10 protein-coding genes and 4 pseudogenes are annotated in these 16,147 nt (G+C 68.8%); 12 read left to right on the top strand and 2 right to left on the bottom strand.

The features are described from left to right. Positions 1-49 precede the first annotated feature (49 nt). The 6 genes and pseudogenes from ftsA to ACFQE0_RS21980 all read left to right on the top strand — a co-directional run bounded on the left by ftsA (position 50) and on the right by ACFQE0_RS21980 (position 7,897). Complete coding sequence (gene ftsA / locus ACFQE0_RS21955; RefSeq protein ID WP_378973420.1) at positions 50-1,414, top strand: cell division protein FtsA; 1,365 nt, start codon at positions 50-52, stop codon at positions 1,412-1,414. Positions 1,415-1,468: 54 nt separating this feature from the next. After that, positions 1,469-3,256, top strand: a pseudogene (gene ftsZ, locus ACFQE0_RS21960) (cell division protein FtsZ). Positions 3,257-3,673: 417 nt separating this feature from the next. Continuing rightward, positions 3,674-4,621: a UDP-3-O-acyl-N-acetylglucosamine deacetylase gene (gene lpxC / locus ACFQE0_RS21965; protein ID WP_378973422.1), complete on the top strand. Its 948-nt coding sequence runs from the start codon at positions 3,674-3,676 to the stop codon at positions 4,619-4,621. Between the two features lie 210 nt (positions 4,622-4,831). Next, a pseudogene (locus ACFQE0_RS21970) lies at positions 4,832-5,714 on the top strand (outer membrane protein assembly factor BamD). A 180-nt stretch (positions 5,715-5,894) separates the two neighbouring features. After that, positions 5,895-7,561, top strand: a pseudogene (gene recN / locus ACFQE0_RS21975) (DNA repair protein RecN). A gap of 138 nt (positions 7,562-7,699) precedes the next feature. Then, entirely contained in the window at positions 7,700-7,897 is a 198-nt protein-coding gene (locus ACFQE0_RS21980; protein WP_378973425.1) for a hypothetical protein, read from the top strand. Positions 7,898-7,902: 5 nt separating this feature from the next. On the opposite strand, the gene ACFQE0_RS21985 is transcribed toward ACFQE0_RS21980, so the two are convergent. Continuing rightward, positions 7,903-8,148: a hypothetical protein gene (locus tag ACFQE0_RS21985; protein WP_378973428.1), complete on the bottom strand. Its 246-nt coding sequence runs from the start codon at positions 8,146-8,148 to the stop codon at positions 7,903-7,905. 320 nt (positions 8,149-8,468) lie between these two features. Between ACFQE0_RS21985 and pstS the strand changes: the two genes are divergently transcribed. The 6 genes and pseudogenes from pstS to phoB all read left to right on the top strand — a co-directional run bounded on the left by pstS (position 8,469) and on the right by phoB (position 13,995). Then, positions 8,469-9,509 carry a phosphate ABC transporter substrate-binding protein PstS gene (pstS, locus tag ACFQE0_RS21990; RefSeq protein ID WP_378973430.1) on the top strand — a complete coding sequence of 347 codons (1,041 nt, stop codon included), beginning with the start codon at positions 8,469-8,471 and terminating at the stop codon, positions 9,507-9,509. Positions 9,510-9,609: 100 nt separating this feature from the next. Beyond that, positions 9,610-10,584, top strand: coding sequence for a phosphate ABC transporter permease subunit PstC (gene pstC, locus ACFQE0_RS21995; protein ID WP_378973432.1), 975 nt, complete (start codon positions 9,610-9,612; stop codon positions 10,582-10,584). A 13-nt stretch (positions 10,585-10,597) separates the two neighbouring features. After that, a pseudogene (gene pstA / locus ACFQE0_RS22000) lies at positions 10,598-11,490 on the top strand (phosphate ABC transporter permease PstA). Between the two features lie 71 nt (positions 11,491-11,561). Continuing rightward, positions 11,562-12,344, top strand: coding sequence for a phosphate ABC transporter ATP-binding protein PstB (gene pstB, locus ACFQE0_RS22005; RefSeq protein WP_378975626.1), 783 nt, complete (start codon positions 11,562-11,564; stop codon positions 12,342-12,344). 31 nt (positions 12,345-12,375) lie between these two features. Beyond that, on the top strand, positions 12,376-13,089 hold the full coding sequence (phoU, locus tag ACFQE0_RS22010) for a phosphate signaling complex protein PhoU (protein WP_378973435.1): 714 nt from the start codon (positions 12,376-12,378) through the stop codon (positions 13,087-13,089). Between the two features lie 210 nt (positions 13,090-13,299). Continuing rightward, positions 13,300-13,995 (top strand): phosphate regulon transcriptional regulator PhoB, encoded by a 696-nt coding sequence (phoB, locus tag ACFQE0_RS22015; RefSeq protein ID WP_378973437.1) that lies wholly within the window; start codon positions 13,300-13,302, stop codon positions 13,993-13,995. A gap of 1 nt (position 13,996) precedes the next feature. On the opposite strand, the gene ACFQE0_RS22020 is transcribed toward phoB, so the two are convergent. Further along, positions 13,997-16,129: a protein-disulfide reductase DsbD family protein gene (locus ACFQE0_RS22020; RefSeq protein WP_378973440.1), complete on the bottom strand. Its 2,133-nt coding sequence runs from the start codon at positions 16,127-16,129 to the stop codon at positions 13,997-13,999. Positions 16,130-16,147: the final 18 nt, after the last annotated feature.

Here is a 16,147-nt window from a genome sequence, read left to right on the forward strand (position 1 = left end):
CGCCCTCCGACTTTCCGTCCGTCCCGCCTTTCGCGTCCGGTAGCGTTTCATGCACAGCCAACACGGCCTCACGCCGCGTCTGAAGCCGCTCTCGGCCCGCCGTTCGACGATCCTCTCGGTCCTCGACATCGGTACGAGCAAGGTGGTCTGTCTGATCGCGGAGCTTCAGCCCGCCGAGGCGCTCTCGACGCTCAAGGGGCGCACGCACCTCGCGCGGATCATCGGCATCGGTCACCAGCGGTCGGTCGGCCTCAAGGGCGGGGCGATCGTCGATCTCGAAGCGGCCGAGAACTCGATCCGTCAGGCGGTACATGCCGCCGAGCGGATGGCCAAGGTCGAGGTTCAGTCGGTCATCGTGAACATGTCCGGCGGGCGCCTCGCCTCGCAGCATTTCCAGGCGCGGGTGAATGTCCGCTCCGGCAGCGTCACGGGCTCGGACGTGGAGCGCGTGCTGGAGACGGCGAGCGCCCATGGCGTCAGCCCCGGCCGGGCCGTGCTGCACGCCCTGCCCACCGGCTACGCCCTAGACGGACAGGGTGCGGTGATCGACCCCTCGGGGATGATCGGCGAGGCGCTCGGCGTCGACCTGCACGTCGTCACCACCGAACTCGCCGCTGCGCGCAACGTCATGCTGGCGATCGAGCATTGCCATCTGGGCGTCGAGGCGGTGATCGCCACCCCCTACGCCGCCGGCCTCTCGGCTCTGGTGGACGACGAGGCCGAGATGGGCGTCTGCGTCGTCGACATGGGTGGCGGCACGACGAGCGTCGGCGTGTTCTCGGGCGGCCATCTGGTTCATTGCGACGCGGTCGCCGTGGGCGGGCACCACGTGACCATGGACATCGCACGGGGCCTTTCCACCCGCGTCGCGGCGGCCGAGCGGCTGAAGACCCTCTACGGCTCGGCGATCTCGTCTCCCTCCGACGAGCGCGACATGATCGCGGTTCATGGAGTCGGCGAGGAGGAGGGCGACGCCCCGGCGCATATCCCGCGCTCGCAACTCGTGCGGATCATCAAGCCGCGCGTCGAAGAAGTGGTGGAGCCTGGTCCGCGACCGGCTCCGCAACGCGGGCTTCGCCGCCCAGGCCGGGCGCCGCGTGGTGCTGACGGGCGGGGCGAGCCAGCTCGTCGGCCTGCCGGAGGTAGCCCGGCGGGTGATGCAGGGGCAGGTGCGTATCGGTCGCCCCCTCGGGATCCGGGGCCTGCCCGAGGCGGCCAAGGGTCCGGCCTTCTCGGCGTCGGTCGGCCTGCTCGTCTACCCGCAGGTCGCCCACGCCGAATACTTCGAACCGCGCGGCCACGGCGTCTTCGCCGCGACCGGCACGGACCGGTACCTGCCGCGGGTCGTCCGCTGGATCAGGGACAGCTTCTAGGGTTCCGCGCCCCGCGAGGGGCGGGGGCTCAGACGAAATAACCGGCGCCGCAAGGCGCCACGCGACACACCGAAGTTCAGCAGAGGCTCGACACCATGGCCATCTCCCTCCAGGCGCCGGACATCCGGGAACTCAAGCCCCGCATCACCGTGTTCGGCGTCGGCGGCGCCGGCGGCAACGCGGTCAACAACATGATCGAGGCGGGCCTGCTCGGCTGCGAGTTCGTGGTGGCCAACACCGATGCCCAGGCGCTCACCTCCTCGAAGGCCGAGCGGGTCATCCAGATGGGCCTGAACGCCACACAGGGCCTCGGCGCCGGTTCACACCCGGAGGTCGGCTCGGCCGCCGCCGACGAGGTGATCGATGAGATCCGCGATCGTCCTCGGGCGCCCACATGTGCTTCATCACCGCCGGCATGGGCGGCGGCACCGGCACCGGCGCCGCTCCGGTCATCGCCCGCGCGGCCCGCGACATGGGCATCCTCACCGTCGGCGTCGTGACGAAGCCGTTCCAGTTCGAGGGTGTCCGCCGGATGCGCACGGCCGAAGCCGGCATCCAGGAGCTTCAGGCGGCGGTCGATACCCTGATCGTCATCCCGAACCAGAACCTGTTCCGCGTCGCCAACGAGAAGACCACCTTCGCCGACGCCTTCGCGATGGCCGACCAGGTGCTCTATTCCGGCGTCGCCTGCATCACCGACCTGATGGTCAAGGAAGGCCTCATCAACCTCGACTTCGCCGACGTGCGCGCGATCATGCGCGGCATGGGCAAGGCGATGATGGGCACCGGCGAGGCCTCTGGCGAGAAGCGCGCCAACCGTGCCGCCGAGGCAGCCATCGCCAACCCGCTCCTCGACGACGTGTCGATGAAGGGCGCCCGCGGCCTGCTGATCTCGATCACCGGCGGCTCGGACCTCACCCTCTACGAACTCGACGAGGCCGCCACCCGCATCCGCGAAGAGGTCGATCAGGACGCCAACATCATCCTCGGCGCCACCTTCGACGAGAGCCTGGACGGCATCATCCGCGTGTCGGTGGTCGCCACCGGCATCGAGCCGGCCCTGATCTCCGCGAACTCGCCGAACAACCCGGCCGTCGCCGAGACCGAGCAGCGCATCGCCGAGGTGGCCGAGCGCCTGCGCGCCGAGGCCCGTGCCCGTGCGTCTTCGCCGGTCCCGAGCATCCGCACGGAATCGAGCTTCACTCAGGCGCCCGCTCCGGCTCCGGTCCACGCTCCTGCCGCCCCGGTCGCCGCCGTCCCGGCCGCGCCGGTCATGGAGCCGCGCCACGAGCTGCGTCCCGAGCCGGCCCCGGTCACGACCCGCGACGACGTGCTTCTCGCCCCGGTCCCGCCGCGCGCCGCGACCCCGTTCGTGCCGGCCCCGGCCGCGCCGCGCATCGAGGCCGCCCCGCAGATCCATAGCGGTCCGTTCGTGCCGCCGCGTGCCGAGGCTCCCGTCGCGGCTCCCGCCGTGGCCCGCGCCCCGCGCATGCCGCAGATCCACGAGCTTCCCCCGATCGCCCAGACCCAGCTCGATGGCGAATCGGGCCGCCGAGGAGGCCGCTCCGGAATCCAAGCGGACCTCGCTGCTGCGCCGTCTCGCCACCGTCGGCTTCGGTGGACGGCGTGACGACGAGGCCGCCCCGGCCCCGCGCAACGCCGCGATGCCCACGGCTCCGCAGGCTCCGGCGCCGTATCAGGCTCCGGCCGCCTACCAGCCGCCGATGCCCCAGGCGCCTCGCGCCCCGGTGCCCCCGGCTCCGCAATACCGCCCGGCCCAGGGCAACCTCGACGGTCAGGGCCGCGCCATGCCGCAGCAGCCGCGGATGATGGACGACGATCAGCTCGAGATCCCGGCCTTCCTCCGCCGCCAAGCCAACTGACGGCAAGCCGACCATCAGATACCGTCCCGGTCTCACGGCCGGGTCGATTCAACCTCACGTTGTGTGCTCCTCCCGGAGTGCACGGCGTGAGGTCGTTTCGTCAGCTCTATGGCCTGTGTGTATGATGCATGCGTGCCACAGAACGACCGCGGATCCGCCGCGTGTTAACCATTTTTTAAACCCTTGCACGGCTTGCGATTTATGCCGATTCCGATCCGGCCAGGCTTGTAACAAGCGGTAAGAATCCGTGATTTGGCTGGGTTGCGGAGCGCGGCTATAGCTAATCCGGTAAGAACGAACGTACCGCGGGGATACAACCTGTCAGCGGTATAGGGGCATCAAGCAGCGGACGGATCGAGCGCACGCCATCACCCGCCACCGGGTTGGCGACGCCGGATTGCGGCCGAGGGCTCAGGAATGCGAACGAACAATCAGACCACCCTTAAGGCGGCGGCCACCCTCACAGGTGTAGGCGTCCACTCCGGAAACCCCGCCGCGATCACGATTCGTCCCGCTCCCGCCAACCACGGCATCGCCTTCCTCCGAACCGGTACCCCCCTCGGCAACGACCGCCTCATCAAGGCTCATCACGCCCTCGTTTCCGCCACCGAACTCTGCACCGTCATCGGTGACGTCGAGACCGGGGCCGTTGCCACCATCGAGCACCTGATGTCCGCCCTGTTCGGTCTGGGCGTCGACAATGCCCTGATCGAGATCGACGGGCCCGAGCTTCCCATCCTCGACGGTTCGGCCAAGCTCTTCGTGGAGGCGATCGACCGCGTCGGTCTCGCGTCCTGTGGCGCCCCCAGGCGCTGGCTCAAGGTTCTCCGTCCGGTCCGTATCGAGGTCGGCCGCGCCTTCGCCGAACTCCGTCCGATCGACCGGGGCTTCCGCCTCGATGTCGAGATCGATTTCGACAACCCGGTGATCGGCCGCTCGCGCAAGGCTATGGACCTGTCGCCGGCGACCTATCGTCGTGAGGTCGCGGATGCCCGCACCTTCGGCATGATGAAGGACGTGGAGAAGTACTGGAAGGCGGGCTTCGCGCTCGGCGCCTCCCTGGAGAACACCGTCGCCGTCGGCGAAAACGGTGTCGTGAACCCCGAGGGGCTGCGGTTCCCCGACGAGTTCGTTCGCCACAAGATCCTCGACGCGGTGGGCGACCTCGCCCTCGCCGGGCTGCCGATCCAGGGGGCGTACCGCTCCTATTGCGGCGGCCATCGCATGAATGTCGGCGTCCTGTCCGCGCTGTTCTCGGACCGCGCCAACTACGCCATCGTCGAGGCCGCCGCCGGCACCCGCCAGGGCACCCTCGTCGATCTCGGCGCGAGCCTCGGTCTCGCCGCCTTCGCCGCCGACGTCTGAGGCGGCGTCCGGGGTCGCCCGGGGCTGTGTCCGGCGGACCACACTGCACAACCGATGCGGGCCGCCTCACCATCGCCCCTTTCACGCCCAAATCGAGCGTCACGGTTTAACCGCCCGTAAACGGCGGGCTCGGCTCCCTGGAGCCGGAGACCACCACGGGTTGGCATCCCGGCGGCGAAAACCGCTCCGGGTGGGGGAAAGAGCGCGAGAATGCCTGTCACCATTCGTCATCGCGGCCTCGCGGCCCTGGCGGCTCCGCTCGTGGCCGTGCTGGGCCTCGGCCTCGGCGGCTGCGACTTCGATCCCACCGGGATCTTCGCCGAGAAGTACAAGCCGGAAGTCATTCCGGATGTCCCCGCCGACAAGCTCTATAGTGAGGGCTTGGCGAAGATGGAGGACAGCGACTACGAAGGCGCCGTCAAGAAGTTCGACAGCCTCGATAAGACGTACCAGTATTCCGACTGGTCGCGTAAGGCGCTGTTGATGACGGCTTACGCGAATTACGAAGGCCAGAAGTACGACGACGCGATCAACGCCTCGAAGCTGTACTTGCAGCGGCACCCGTCCAGCAAGGATGCGGCCTACGCGCAGTACCTGATCGCCATGTCGAACTATAAGCAGATCCCGGACGTGACCCGCGATCAGGACCGGTCCGAGAAGGCGCTCGCCGCCCTTCAGGAGTTGATCCAGCGGTATCCGACCTCGGAATACGCATCCGACGCCAAGTCGAAGATCCAGATCACCCGCGACCAGGCTCGCCGGCAAGGAGATGGATATCGGCCGCTATTATCTGGAGCGGCGCAACTTCCCGGCGGCGATCAACCGCTTCCGCGACGTGGTGTCCAAGTATCAGACCACCCGTCACGCCGAGGAGGCGCTGGAGCGTCTGACCGAGGCGTACTGGGCGCTCGGCATCCCGCAGGAGGCGCAGAACGCCGCCGCCGTGCTGGGGCACAACTTCCCCGACTCGCCCTGGTACAAGGACGCTCACGCGCTCCTGGCCAATAACGGCCTCGAGCCGCGCGAGGAGAAGTCCTCCTTCCTGTCGAAGGCGTTCCGTTCCATCACCGGGCGCACCGCCTCGGCCGAGTAACGGCCCGTCCAGCTTGTGCGCGAAGGCCCGGAGCGAAGGTTCCGGGCCTTTTGCGTTCGGGGTGCCGCGTTCGGACGCCGCGAAGTTTTCGGGTGAAACCCGTCTCGGCCCGGCTTATGTACGCACTCCGTTCCCGGAAGCGTTTCCGGTTCCTCTCGACTCTGGGATGCCCGCCGCAGCATGCTCGCGCAGCTCGCGATCCGCGACATCGTTCTGATCGACAAGCTCGAGTTGAATTTCCGCGAGGGCCTCAGTGTCCTCACGGGAGAGACCGGCGCGGGTAAGTCGATCCTGCTCGATGCCTTCGCCCTGGCGCTCGGCGGGCGCGGCGATGGCCGCCTCGTCCGCTCGGGCGAATCGCAGGGCGGCGTCACGGCGGTGTTCGACGTCGCCCTCGACCATCCGGCCCGCCGGATCGCCGCCGAGGCCGAGATCGACACCGAGGGCGACCTCATCCTCCGCCGCACGCAGATGGCCGACGGGCGGACCCGCGCCTTCGTCAACGATCAGGCGGTGGGCGTGCAGGTGCTCCGGGCGATCGGCGCGGCCCTGGTGGAAATCCACGGCCAGCACGACGACCGGGCACTCGCGGATCCCGCCTCGCACCGGGCGATCCTCGATGCGTTCGGAGGGCTTCAATCGCATTCGGCCAAGGTCGGGACCGCCGCCCGTGCCCTGCGCGCAGCCCGCACCGCCTTCACCGAGCACAAGGAGAAGGTGGAGACTGCCCGGCGGGAGGCCGACTTCCTGCGCCATGCGGTGGAGGAACTCAGCGAGCTGAACCCGCTGCCGGGGGAGGAGGCGAGCCTCGCCGAGCGGCGCACGGTGATGCAGCAATCGGAGAAGGTCGCCCGCGAACTCAACGAGGCGCTGGACGCTGCCGGGGGCCGCATTCGGCCGTGCCGCATCTCTCGGCGGCCCTGCGCAAGCTCGAGCGCCGGGCGGCGCAATTGCCCGCCCTGGTCGATCCTTGCGTCGGTGCGCTGGATGCGGCCCTCGTCGCCCTGGACGAGGCCCGCGCCACCCTGGAGGCCGCCGTCGCGGAGGCCGAGTTCGACCCGCGCGAACTGGAGCGCGTGGAGGAACGGCTCTTCGCCCTCCGCGCGGCGGCCCGCAAATACAACGTCGCCGCCGACGATCTCGCGGACCTCGCCGGGCGCTTCGCCTCCGACGTGGCGGCGATCGACGCGGGCGAGGCGGAGCTCGCCGTCCTCGCGGCGGCCCAGGACAAGGCGGAGGCCGCCTATGCCGCCGCTGCCGAGGCCCTGAGCGCGGGGCGCAAGAAGGCCGCACGCAAGCTCGACGCGGCGGTGCAGGCCGAGTTGCCGCCCCTGAAGCTGGAACGCGCTCGCTTCATCACCGAGATCGCCACCGATCCGGCCTCTCGCGATGCGGCGGGAATCGATCGCGTGGAGTTCTGGGCGCAGACCAACCCCGGCACCAAGCCCGGACCGATGATGCGCGTCGCTTCGGGCGGCGAGCTGTCCCGGTTCATGCTCGCCCTGAAGGTGGTGCTGGCCGACAAGGGCTCGGCCCCGACCCTGATCTTCGACGAGATCGATACCGGCGTCGGCGGTGCGGTCGCGGATGCGATCGGCCTGCGCCTCGCTCGCTTGGCGGACACGGTGCAGGTCATCGCCGTCACCCATGCGCCTCAGGTCGCAGCACGGGCGGCGACGCATCTGCTGATCGCCAAGGCGCCGGTCAAGGGAGCGGGGAGGGTGGCTACCCGCGTCTCGACGCTGCCGGTGGAGGATCGCCGCGAGGAGATCGCCCGCATGCTCGCGGGCGCGACGGTCACCGACGAGGCCCGTGCCGCCGCCGCCCGTCTTCTTCAGGGAGCGTGAAGAGGTCTTAGTGTCGCAGTCAGGTCGTTAAGCTTAACGACAGGTTGACGGTAACGAGGAATTAACCAACCTGATCGACGGTGTCCGTCGCTCATTCCGGAAGGAGAGCGAGACGGTTTTCGGTGCGGGATTAAGACCATGAGCCGGATTGTCGCCGAGTCACGGACGCAAGCCCCCTCCGCCAAGTCGGGAACGGGCGTAGATACCGGCCATCTCGGGCAGAGCCTTCGCCGCGTCTACGAGGGCAGCATCGATACGCAGCCGATTCCCGACTCCCAGGTCGATCTGCTGCTGCGCCTGCGCCACAAGGAGCGTGATCGCCGTCAGGCGGTCTGATCGCGCTACCAGCGCCTCGCGCCGGGCTGGCGGCCGTATTCCGCCGCCCGGATCCGCGTGAGCACCCGGTCGAGATTCAGGAGAAGCCCGGCCTCTTCGCGCGCCGCCTCGTCGGCCTCGGCATCGTCCTTCGCGATCCGCTGCCGGGTCTGGACCAGGGCCAACGCCCGTTCCAGCGACTCGCGCTCCTCGTGAAGCTCGCGCCAGGCGGCGTCCGGATCCTGTCCCTCCTGCGCCGTCCCTGTCACCACGCTCCGTGTCCTTCTCGGCCCCATCTCCCGCGGCTTCGGATCCACGAGTCGATGCGACATCAACGCAGAGGTCCGCCATAGCGTGCCATGACCTGTGACGGGCGTTGAGGACACTGCATTTCCGGGCGGTTTCCAGGCCAGATCGAATCGAAAAATCAGATTCTTACCGCAGCGCGGAAGGATGTTCGCGGCCAGCTTGTCATAGGCCTGTCATACGACCTTCGTATCGCCCCCGAGCCCGGCCGGAGCTTTCCGCGCCCCTTGGATGTGCGCCGTATCGCCCCAGGGCAGCGGCGCGACTGACCGAGACGGAGACACCCTTGAGACCCTTCGCTTACGCGCTCGCCCTCGGCCTCGCGACGGCCCAGCTCGCCTCCGCGGCCCTGGCGGCCGACATCACCGGCGCTGGCGCCACCTTCCCCTTCCCGGTCTATTCGAAGTGGGCGGAAGCCTACCGCAAGGAGACCGGCACCGGCCTGAACTACCAGTCGATCGGCTCCGGCGGCGGCATCAAGCAGATCCAGGCCAAGACCGTCGATTTCGGCGCCACCGACGCCCCCCTGAAGGGTGAGCAGCTCGCCAAGGACGGCCTCGTCCAGTTCCCGACCGTGATGGGTGGCGTGGTCACCGTGGTGAACATCCCCGGCATCGAGCCCGGCAAGCTGAAGCTGACCGGCGAACTCATTGCCGACATCTACGCCGGCAAGATCGCCAAGTGGTCCGACCCGCGCATCGCCAAGCTGAACGAGGGCGTGAAGCTTCCCGACGCGAACGTGACCCCGGTCTACCGCTCGGACGCCTCGGGCACGACCAACATCTTCACGACCTACCTCTCCCAGGCCTCCGAGACCTGGAAGAAGGAATTCGGCGCCGCCACCACCATCTCCTGGCCCGTCGGCCAGGGCGGCAAGGGCAACGAGGGCGTCACCGCCACCGTGAAGCAGGTCCCGAACTCGATCGGCTACGTCGAGTCCGCCTACGCCAAGCAGAACAAGCTCGCCTACACGCTGATCCAGAACAAGGACGGCCAGTTCCCCGAGCCGACCGACAAGGCGTTCCAGGCCGCTGCCGCCAGCGCCGACTGGAAAGCCGCTCCGGGCTTCGGCATCTCGCTCACCAATCAGGCGGGCGCCGGGTCCTGGCCGATCACGGCCGCGACCTTTATCCTCGTCTACAAGGAGCCGGCCGACTCGGCGAAGGCCACCGAGGTGCTGAAGTTCTTCGACTGGGCCTACAAGAACGGCGACAAGCTCGCCTCGGACCTCGACTACGTCCCGCTGCCGGACAACGTCGTCGGCCTGATCCACGACGAGTGGAAGACCATCAAGGGCAAGGACGGCAAGCCCGTCTTCGGAATGTGATCCGGGATACGTGATCCGGGCCGGGAGGGGGCGACACGCCTCCTCCCTCGCATCGCGGGCACCGCCGCGATAACAGTCCATCACCTTCAGAGAATCGCGGATGTCCGCCTTGACGCAGTCCCTTGCCAGCGCCGAGACGCGCGCCGCCCCGCGCAAGGGGCCGAGCCGGGGGCTCGACGCGCTGTTCCGTGCTTCCTCCTACGGCGCCGCCATGCTGGTGCTGCTGGTTCTCGCCGGGATCCTTGGCTCGATCATCTACGGCGGCTGGCCCGCCTTCCGCGAATTCGGCTTCGGCTTCCTCACCTCGAGCGCCTGGAATATCGGCACCGAGCAATACGGCGCCCTCGTCGCCGTCATCGGCACGGTCGCCTCGGCGATCCTCGCCCTGCTGATCGGCGTTCCGGTCTCGCTGGGCATCGCGATCTTTCTCACGCAGCTCTGCCCCGGCTGGGCGCGCAAGCCCGTCGCGATGACGATCGAGCTGCTCGCGGCCGTCCCCAGCATCATCTACGGCATGTGGGGCCTGTTCGTGTTCGCGCCGCTCTTCGCGCGCTTCGTGCAGATCCCGGTCTCGAACCTCGTCGAGGGCATGCCGATCATCGGCACGCTGCTCTACGCCCGCGTTCCCTCGGGCGTCGGCATCTTCACCGCCGGCATCATCCTGGCGATCATGATCGTGCCGTTCATCGCCTCGATCGCCCGCGACATGCTCGAGCAGATCCCCACGGTCCTGCGCGAGAGCGCCTACGGCATCGGCTGCACCACCTGGGAGGTCGTGCGCCACGTGCTCGTGCCGCAGGCCGCGGTCTCGATCATCGGAGCCATCATGCTCGGCCTCGGCCGCGCGCTCGGCGAGACCATGGCGGTGACCTTCGTGGTCGGCAACGCCAACCGGCTCTCGGCCTCGATCTTCGATCCCTCGTCCACCATCGCCTCGCGGATCGCCAACGAGTTCAACGAGGCGGACGGGCTTCAGCTCAACGCGCTGATGGCGCTCGGCTGCATCCTCTTCATCATCACCTTCATCGTGCTGATCATTGCGCGGCTGCTGACCCGCCGCGTTCGGGCCGCCTGAGGAGACCATCGCCATGGACGCGACCAATCCCCTCGTGACGGCTCCGGCGCCACAGCGCGCCAGCCGCGTCCGGCCCGGCCGCCGGGTAGCGGACCGGATCCTGCGGGTCTCCTGCCTCGTGGCCACGGTGGTCGGGGCGATCGTCCTCGGCTCGATCCTGCTGATGCTGATCGTCCAGGGCGTCCAGGGCTTCAGCCCGTCCCTGTTCACGCAGCCGACCCCCGGGCCCGGCTCGGAGGGAGGCGGCATCGCCAACGCGATCCTGGGCAGCCTCGTGCTCACCACGATCGGCATCGTGGTCGCGACGCCGATCGGCGTGATGGCGGGCACTTATCTTGCGGAATACGGGCGGAACTCGAAGCTCGCGGACCTGATCCGCTTTCTCAACGACATCCTGCTCTCGGCGCCGTCCATCCTGATCGGTCTGTTCGTCTACACCCTGATGGTGCGGCCGATGGGGACCTATTCCGGCTGGGCCGGCGGCGTGGCGCTGGCGATCATCGCGGTGCCGGTGATCGTCCGCACCACCGAGGACATGCTGCGGCTCGTGCCGGGCACCCTGCGCGAGGCCGGCGCGGCGCTCGGCGCGCCCCCTCCGTCGTCATCACCAGCGTGACGTGGAAGGCCGCCTCGGCCGGCATCGTGACGGGCATCATCCTGGCGCTGGCCCGCATCGCGGGCGAGACCGCGCCGCTCCTGTTCACGGCGCTCAACAACAACTCCTGGTTCTCGGCCAACCTCATGGGCGGCGTCGCGAACCTTCCGGTGATGATCTACCAGTTCGCGCTGTCGCCCTATCCGAACTGGCAGGGCCTCGCCTGGGCCGGCGCCCTCCTGATCACCGGGACCATCCTGGCCCTGTCGATCGTCGCCCGCATCGTGATCAAGCCCCAGCGTTCCCGCTGACCCCGCGTGACGTACGACCCCACCACGAGGACATGACGATGAACGCCGCCTCCGCAAGGCCGACAGGTGCCATGGGCCACAACGCCCCTGCCGCCGGCCGGGCCGTCCGCATCGCCGTGAAGGACCTGAACTTCTACTACGGGTCGTTCCACGGCCTGAAGAACGTCAATCTCGACTTCTACGACCGGCAGGTGACGGCGCTGATCGGCCCCTCGGGCTGCGGAAAGTCGACCCTGCTGCGGTGCTTCAACCGCATCTACAGCCTCTATCCAGAGCAGCGCGCCGAGGGGCAGATCCTGCTCGACGGGCGCAACGTGCTCGATTCGAACGTCGACCTGAACGAGCTGCGCTCGCGCATCGGCATGGTGTTCCAGAAGCCGACGCCGTTCCCGATGTCGATCTACGACAATGTCGCCTTCGGCCTGCGCCTCTACGAGAAGCTGCCCAAGGCGGAGCTCGACGTCCGCGTCGAGGAATCCCTGCGCAAGTCCGCCCTCTGGGACGAGGTGAAGGACAAGCTCAAGCAGCCCGGCACCGGCCTCTCCGGCGGCCAGCAGCAGCGCCTCTGCATCGCCCGCACCGTGGCGCAGCGTCCGGAGGTGATCCTGTTCGACGAGCCGACCTCGGCCCTCGACCCGATCTCGACCGGCCGCATCGAGGAGCTGATGGAGCAGCTGCGCGATGAGTTCACCATCGTGATCGTCACGCACAACATGCAGCAGGCGGCCCGCATCTCGCAGTACACGGCCTTCATGTATCTCGGCGAACTGGTCGAGTTCGACCAGACCAACAAGATCTTCATGAACCCCACCGAGCGCCGCACGCAGGACTACATCACCGGCCGCTTCGGCTGAGCCACAGATCAGGATTCGCGGAGGTCTCGCCATGCCCGGCCATATCGTCACGTCCTACGACACGGACCTAGAGGACCTGCGCCGGTCGATCTCGGAGATGGGCGGCGTCGCCGAGAAGATGACCGGCGAGGCGACCCTCGCCCTCGCCCGCAAGGACGAGAACCTCGCCCAGGCGGTAATCCTGGCCGACAAGCGCCTCGACACGCTTCAGCGCGAGATCGAGGAAAAGGCGGTCCTGCTCATCGCCCGCCGCCAGCCCATGGCGGTGGACCTGCGCGAGACCATCTCGGCCATCCGCGTCTCGGGCGATCTCGAGCGCATCGGCGACCTCGCCAAGAACGTCGCCAAGCGCGTCACCGCCATCGCCGACCAGTCGCCCGCGCAGAAGATCGTGCTCGGCGTGCGCCACATGAGCGACCTCGCCGAGGGGCAGCTCAAGGACGTGCTGGACGCCTATGCGAGCCGTGACATCAAGGCCGCCCACGACGTATGGGAACGGGACGGCGAGATCGACGCCCTGTACAATTCCCTGTTTCGCGAGCTCCTGACCTACATGATGGAGGATCCGCGCAACATCTCGTTCTGCACGCATCTTCTGTTCTGCGCCAAGAACGTGGAGCGCATCGGCGATCACACCACCAACATCGCCGAGACCATCCATTATCTCCAGACCGGCGAGATCTTCATGGGCGAGCGCCCGAAGAACGACGCCTCGAACTACACGACGGTCGTGCCGGGCGCCTAAGAGCTCCTCACAAAACTCCCGTTCACCGGGAGTTCTCCCCCTGGCCTCGACGGCTTAGCGGGAGTTTCGTGAGAGGCTCTCAGGCCCGGCGAGACCCGACCCATCGACGGCGCGGTCCCCGCTCAGGAAGGCCGCGCGGCGTAACAGCGTTGCCTGGACCCCTCGGTCGCCTTCGGCCGGGGGCATCCGGCGTGGAATGGACCACCGGCCATGCGTGTCCTGATCGTCGAGGACGAAGAGGCGCTCACCACCCTCCTGCGGTACAACCTGGAGGCGGAGGGCTTCAGCGTCGATTCCGCCGCGCGGGGCGACGACGCCGAGTTGCTGCTCGCCGAGCGCACCCCCGATCTCGTGCTGCTCGACTGGATGCTGCCGGGCCTGTCGGGCATCGAACTCTGCCGCCGCATCCGGGCGCGGCGCGAGACCGAGCGGCTGCCGGTCATCATGCTCACCGCCAGGGGCGAGGAGGGCGACCGGGTGCGTGGCCTCGGCACCGGCGCGGACGATTACATCGTCAAGCCGTTCTCGGTGCCGGAATTGCTGGCGCGGGTGCGCGCCCTTCTTCGCCGTGCCAAGCCCGCCCATGTCGCAGACCGGCTGGCGGCGGGCGATATCGAGCTCGACCGCAGCGGTCATCGCGTCCGGCGCGGCGGCACCGAACTCCATCTCGGGCCGACCGAGTTCCGGCTACTCGAATTCCTGATGCTCAGCCCCGGCCGGGTCTTCTCCCGCGAGCAATTGCTCGACGGCGTCTGGGGCCACGACGTCTATATCGACGAGCGCACCGTGGACGTGCATGTCGGCCGCCTGCGCAAGGCGCTCAACGGGCCGCGCCAGACCGACCCAATCCGCACCGTGCGCGGCTCGGGCTACGCCTTCGACGAGACCTTCTCCCTCGAAGCGTGATCTACCGGACCGCGGCCGTGCGGTCGGGAATGGCGGACAGGGCTTCCAGCACCGTGCCCTCCGTCAGGATCTGCGGCAGCACCTGCGGCTCGCCCTGCGTGTAGAGCAGGTAGAGCGGCACGCCGCTGCGGCCGTAATCCTCGAGCAAACGGGTGATCTCCGGGTTCTGGTTGGTCCAATCGCCCTTCAGGTAGGTGACGCCCTTGGCCCGCATCGCCGCCTGCACGGACGGCCGCGACAGCGAGGTGGTTTCGTTGACGGCGCAGGTGATGCACCACGCCGCCGTCAGGTTCACGAAGACCGGGTGCCGCGCGTCGCGCAAGGCATCGAGCCGCGTCCGGCTGAAAGGTTCGGTGCCCTCGGACGCGGCTTGCGCCGTTGACAGTGCAGGCTGCTGCGACAGGCCGAAGCCCAAAGTCACCACGGCGATGACCGCGAGGCCTGCCAAACCCTGGAAGATGCGCTCCCCGACGGGCGTCGCGTTGCGGCTGCGCTCCCAGGCCCAGGCCGCGAAGCCCACGAGCACGACGCCGATGAGCGCTGCGAACAGGCCGCGCGCATCGACCTGCTGCGCCAGCACCCAGATCAGCCACGCCGCCGTGGCATAGACCGGGAAGGCGAGCGCCTGCTTCAGCGTCTCCATCCACGCGCCGGGGCGGGGAAGGATCCGCACGGCGCCGGGCCACAGGGTCAGGGCCAGGAAGGGCAGCGAGAGGCCGAGACCCAGGGCGGCGAACACCGCCAGCGCCACGGCGGGCCCCTGCGTCAGCGCGAAGCCCACCGCCGCGCCCATGAAGGGCGCAGTACACGGGGTGGCGACGAGCGTCGCGAGCACCCCGGTGAAGAACGAGCCCGAGAGTCCGGCCCGGCGGGTCAGGCCGTCGCCGATCCCGGCGAATCGGCCGCCGAGGGAGAACACCCCCGACAGGCTCAAACCCACCGCGACAAGGAGGTAGGCGAGACCGGCCACGACCGGCGCCGATTGCAACTGGAAGCCCCAACCGAGGCTCGCCCCGCCGCCCTTCAGGCCGATCAGCAGCCCGGCGAGGCCGAGGAAGCTCGCGAGCACGCCCGCCGTGTAGGCGAGGCCGTGGAGCCTCACGCGCCCGAGGCTCTCGCCCGACTGGCGGACGAGGCCGAGCACCTTGATCGACAGGACCGGGAAGACGCAGGGCATCAGGTTAAGGATCAGCCCGCCGAGCAGCGCGAGGCCGATCGAAGCCAAGAGCGTCGGCTGGTCCGCCGGGTAGGACGGGGCGCCGGAGGATGCGGGAGCGTTCGCGGACAGCGTGGTCGCAGGCTCGTCGCCATAGGCGAAGGCGAGGCGCACGACGCCGTTGCCGGTCTCTTCACCCACCGTCAGCACGCCGGGCAGGGAGCCGGGGAAGGTCTTGTCGTCCCCCCGCGTCAGGGTGAGGTGCAGCCCCTGGTCATCGACGCTCAGCGTCTGCTCGGCGGCGTTGTCGATCGCCGTCTCGGCATAGGGGAAGTAGGCGGCGGATTTGATCGAATCCGGCTTCAGCCCGCTCGCGGCGAAGTCCAGGCGGATCCTGTCGCCTTCGCGGGAGAGACGCTGTGGCCAGACCGGTGCGACCGGCAGGGCGGCCCGCGCGCGGGCGAACAGGGCGGCGTTGGCCGGATCGGGCGTCGCCTTGCCCACCGGCAGGGTCAGGCTGAGGTCGGCCGAGCCCGGAATGCACTCGGTCTCGCAGACGAGATAGGTCAGCTTGCCCGCGAGCCGCACCGGTTCGGCCGGATCGAGGCTCGGCGGCGGCGAGACCGGCACGAGGAGCGTCACCTCGCCCTCGTAGCCGTAGTTCATCAGCGTCGCGATCGGAATGCGGTGCGGCGCGGGCCAGCGGATGCCCCCGGTGCCGAACCCGGCGGGCAAGGTCCACGTGATCTCCGGCGGCAGGCCGGAATCACCCGGATTGCGCCAATAGACGTGCCAGCCGGGCTTCAGCTTCATCGTGACGGCAAGGGTGAAGGGCGTGCCACCCGCCACCGCCTGCGGCTCCGCCGCGAGGCTCGCCCGCACGAGATCGGCGGGCGGACGCAGGCCCTGAGCCTGGGACGGACCGAGACCCGGAGCGAAGCCCAGGCAGGCGAGGAGCAGGAGAAGGCGGGCGATCATGCGAGACTCTTCACGCCG

Origin of the sequence: Methylobacterium komagatae (assembly GCF_042661665.1) — a bacterium.
Lineage (GTDB): Bacteria > Pseudomonadota > Alphaproteobacteria > Rhizobiales > Beijerinckiaceae > Methylobacterium > Methylobacterium komagatae.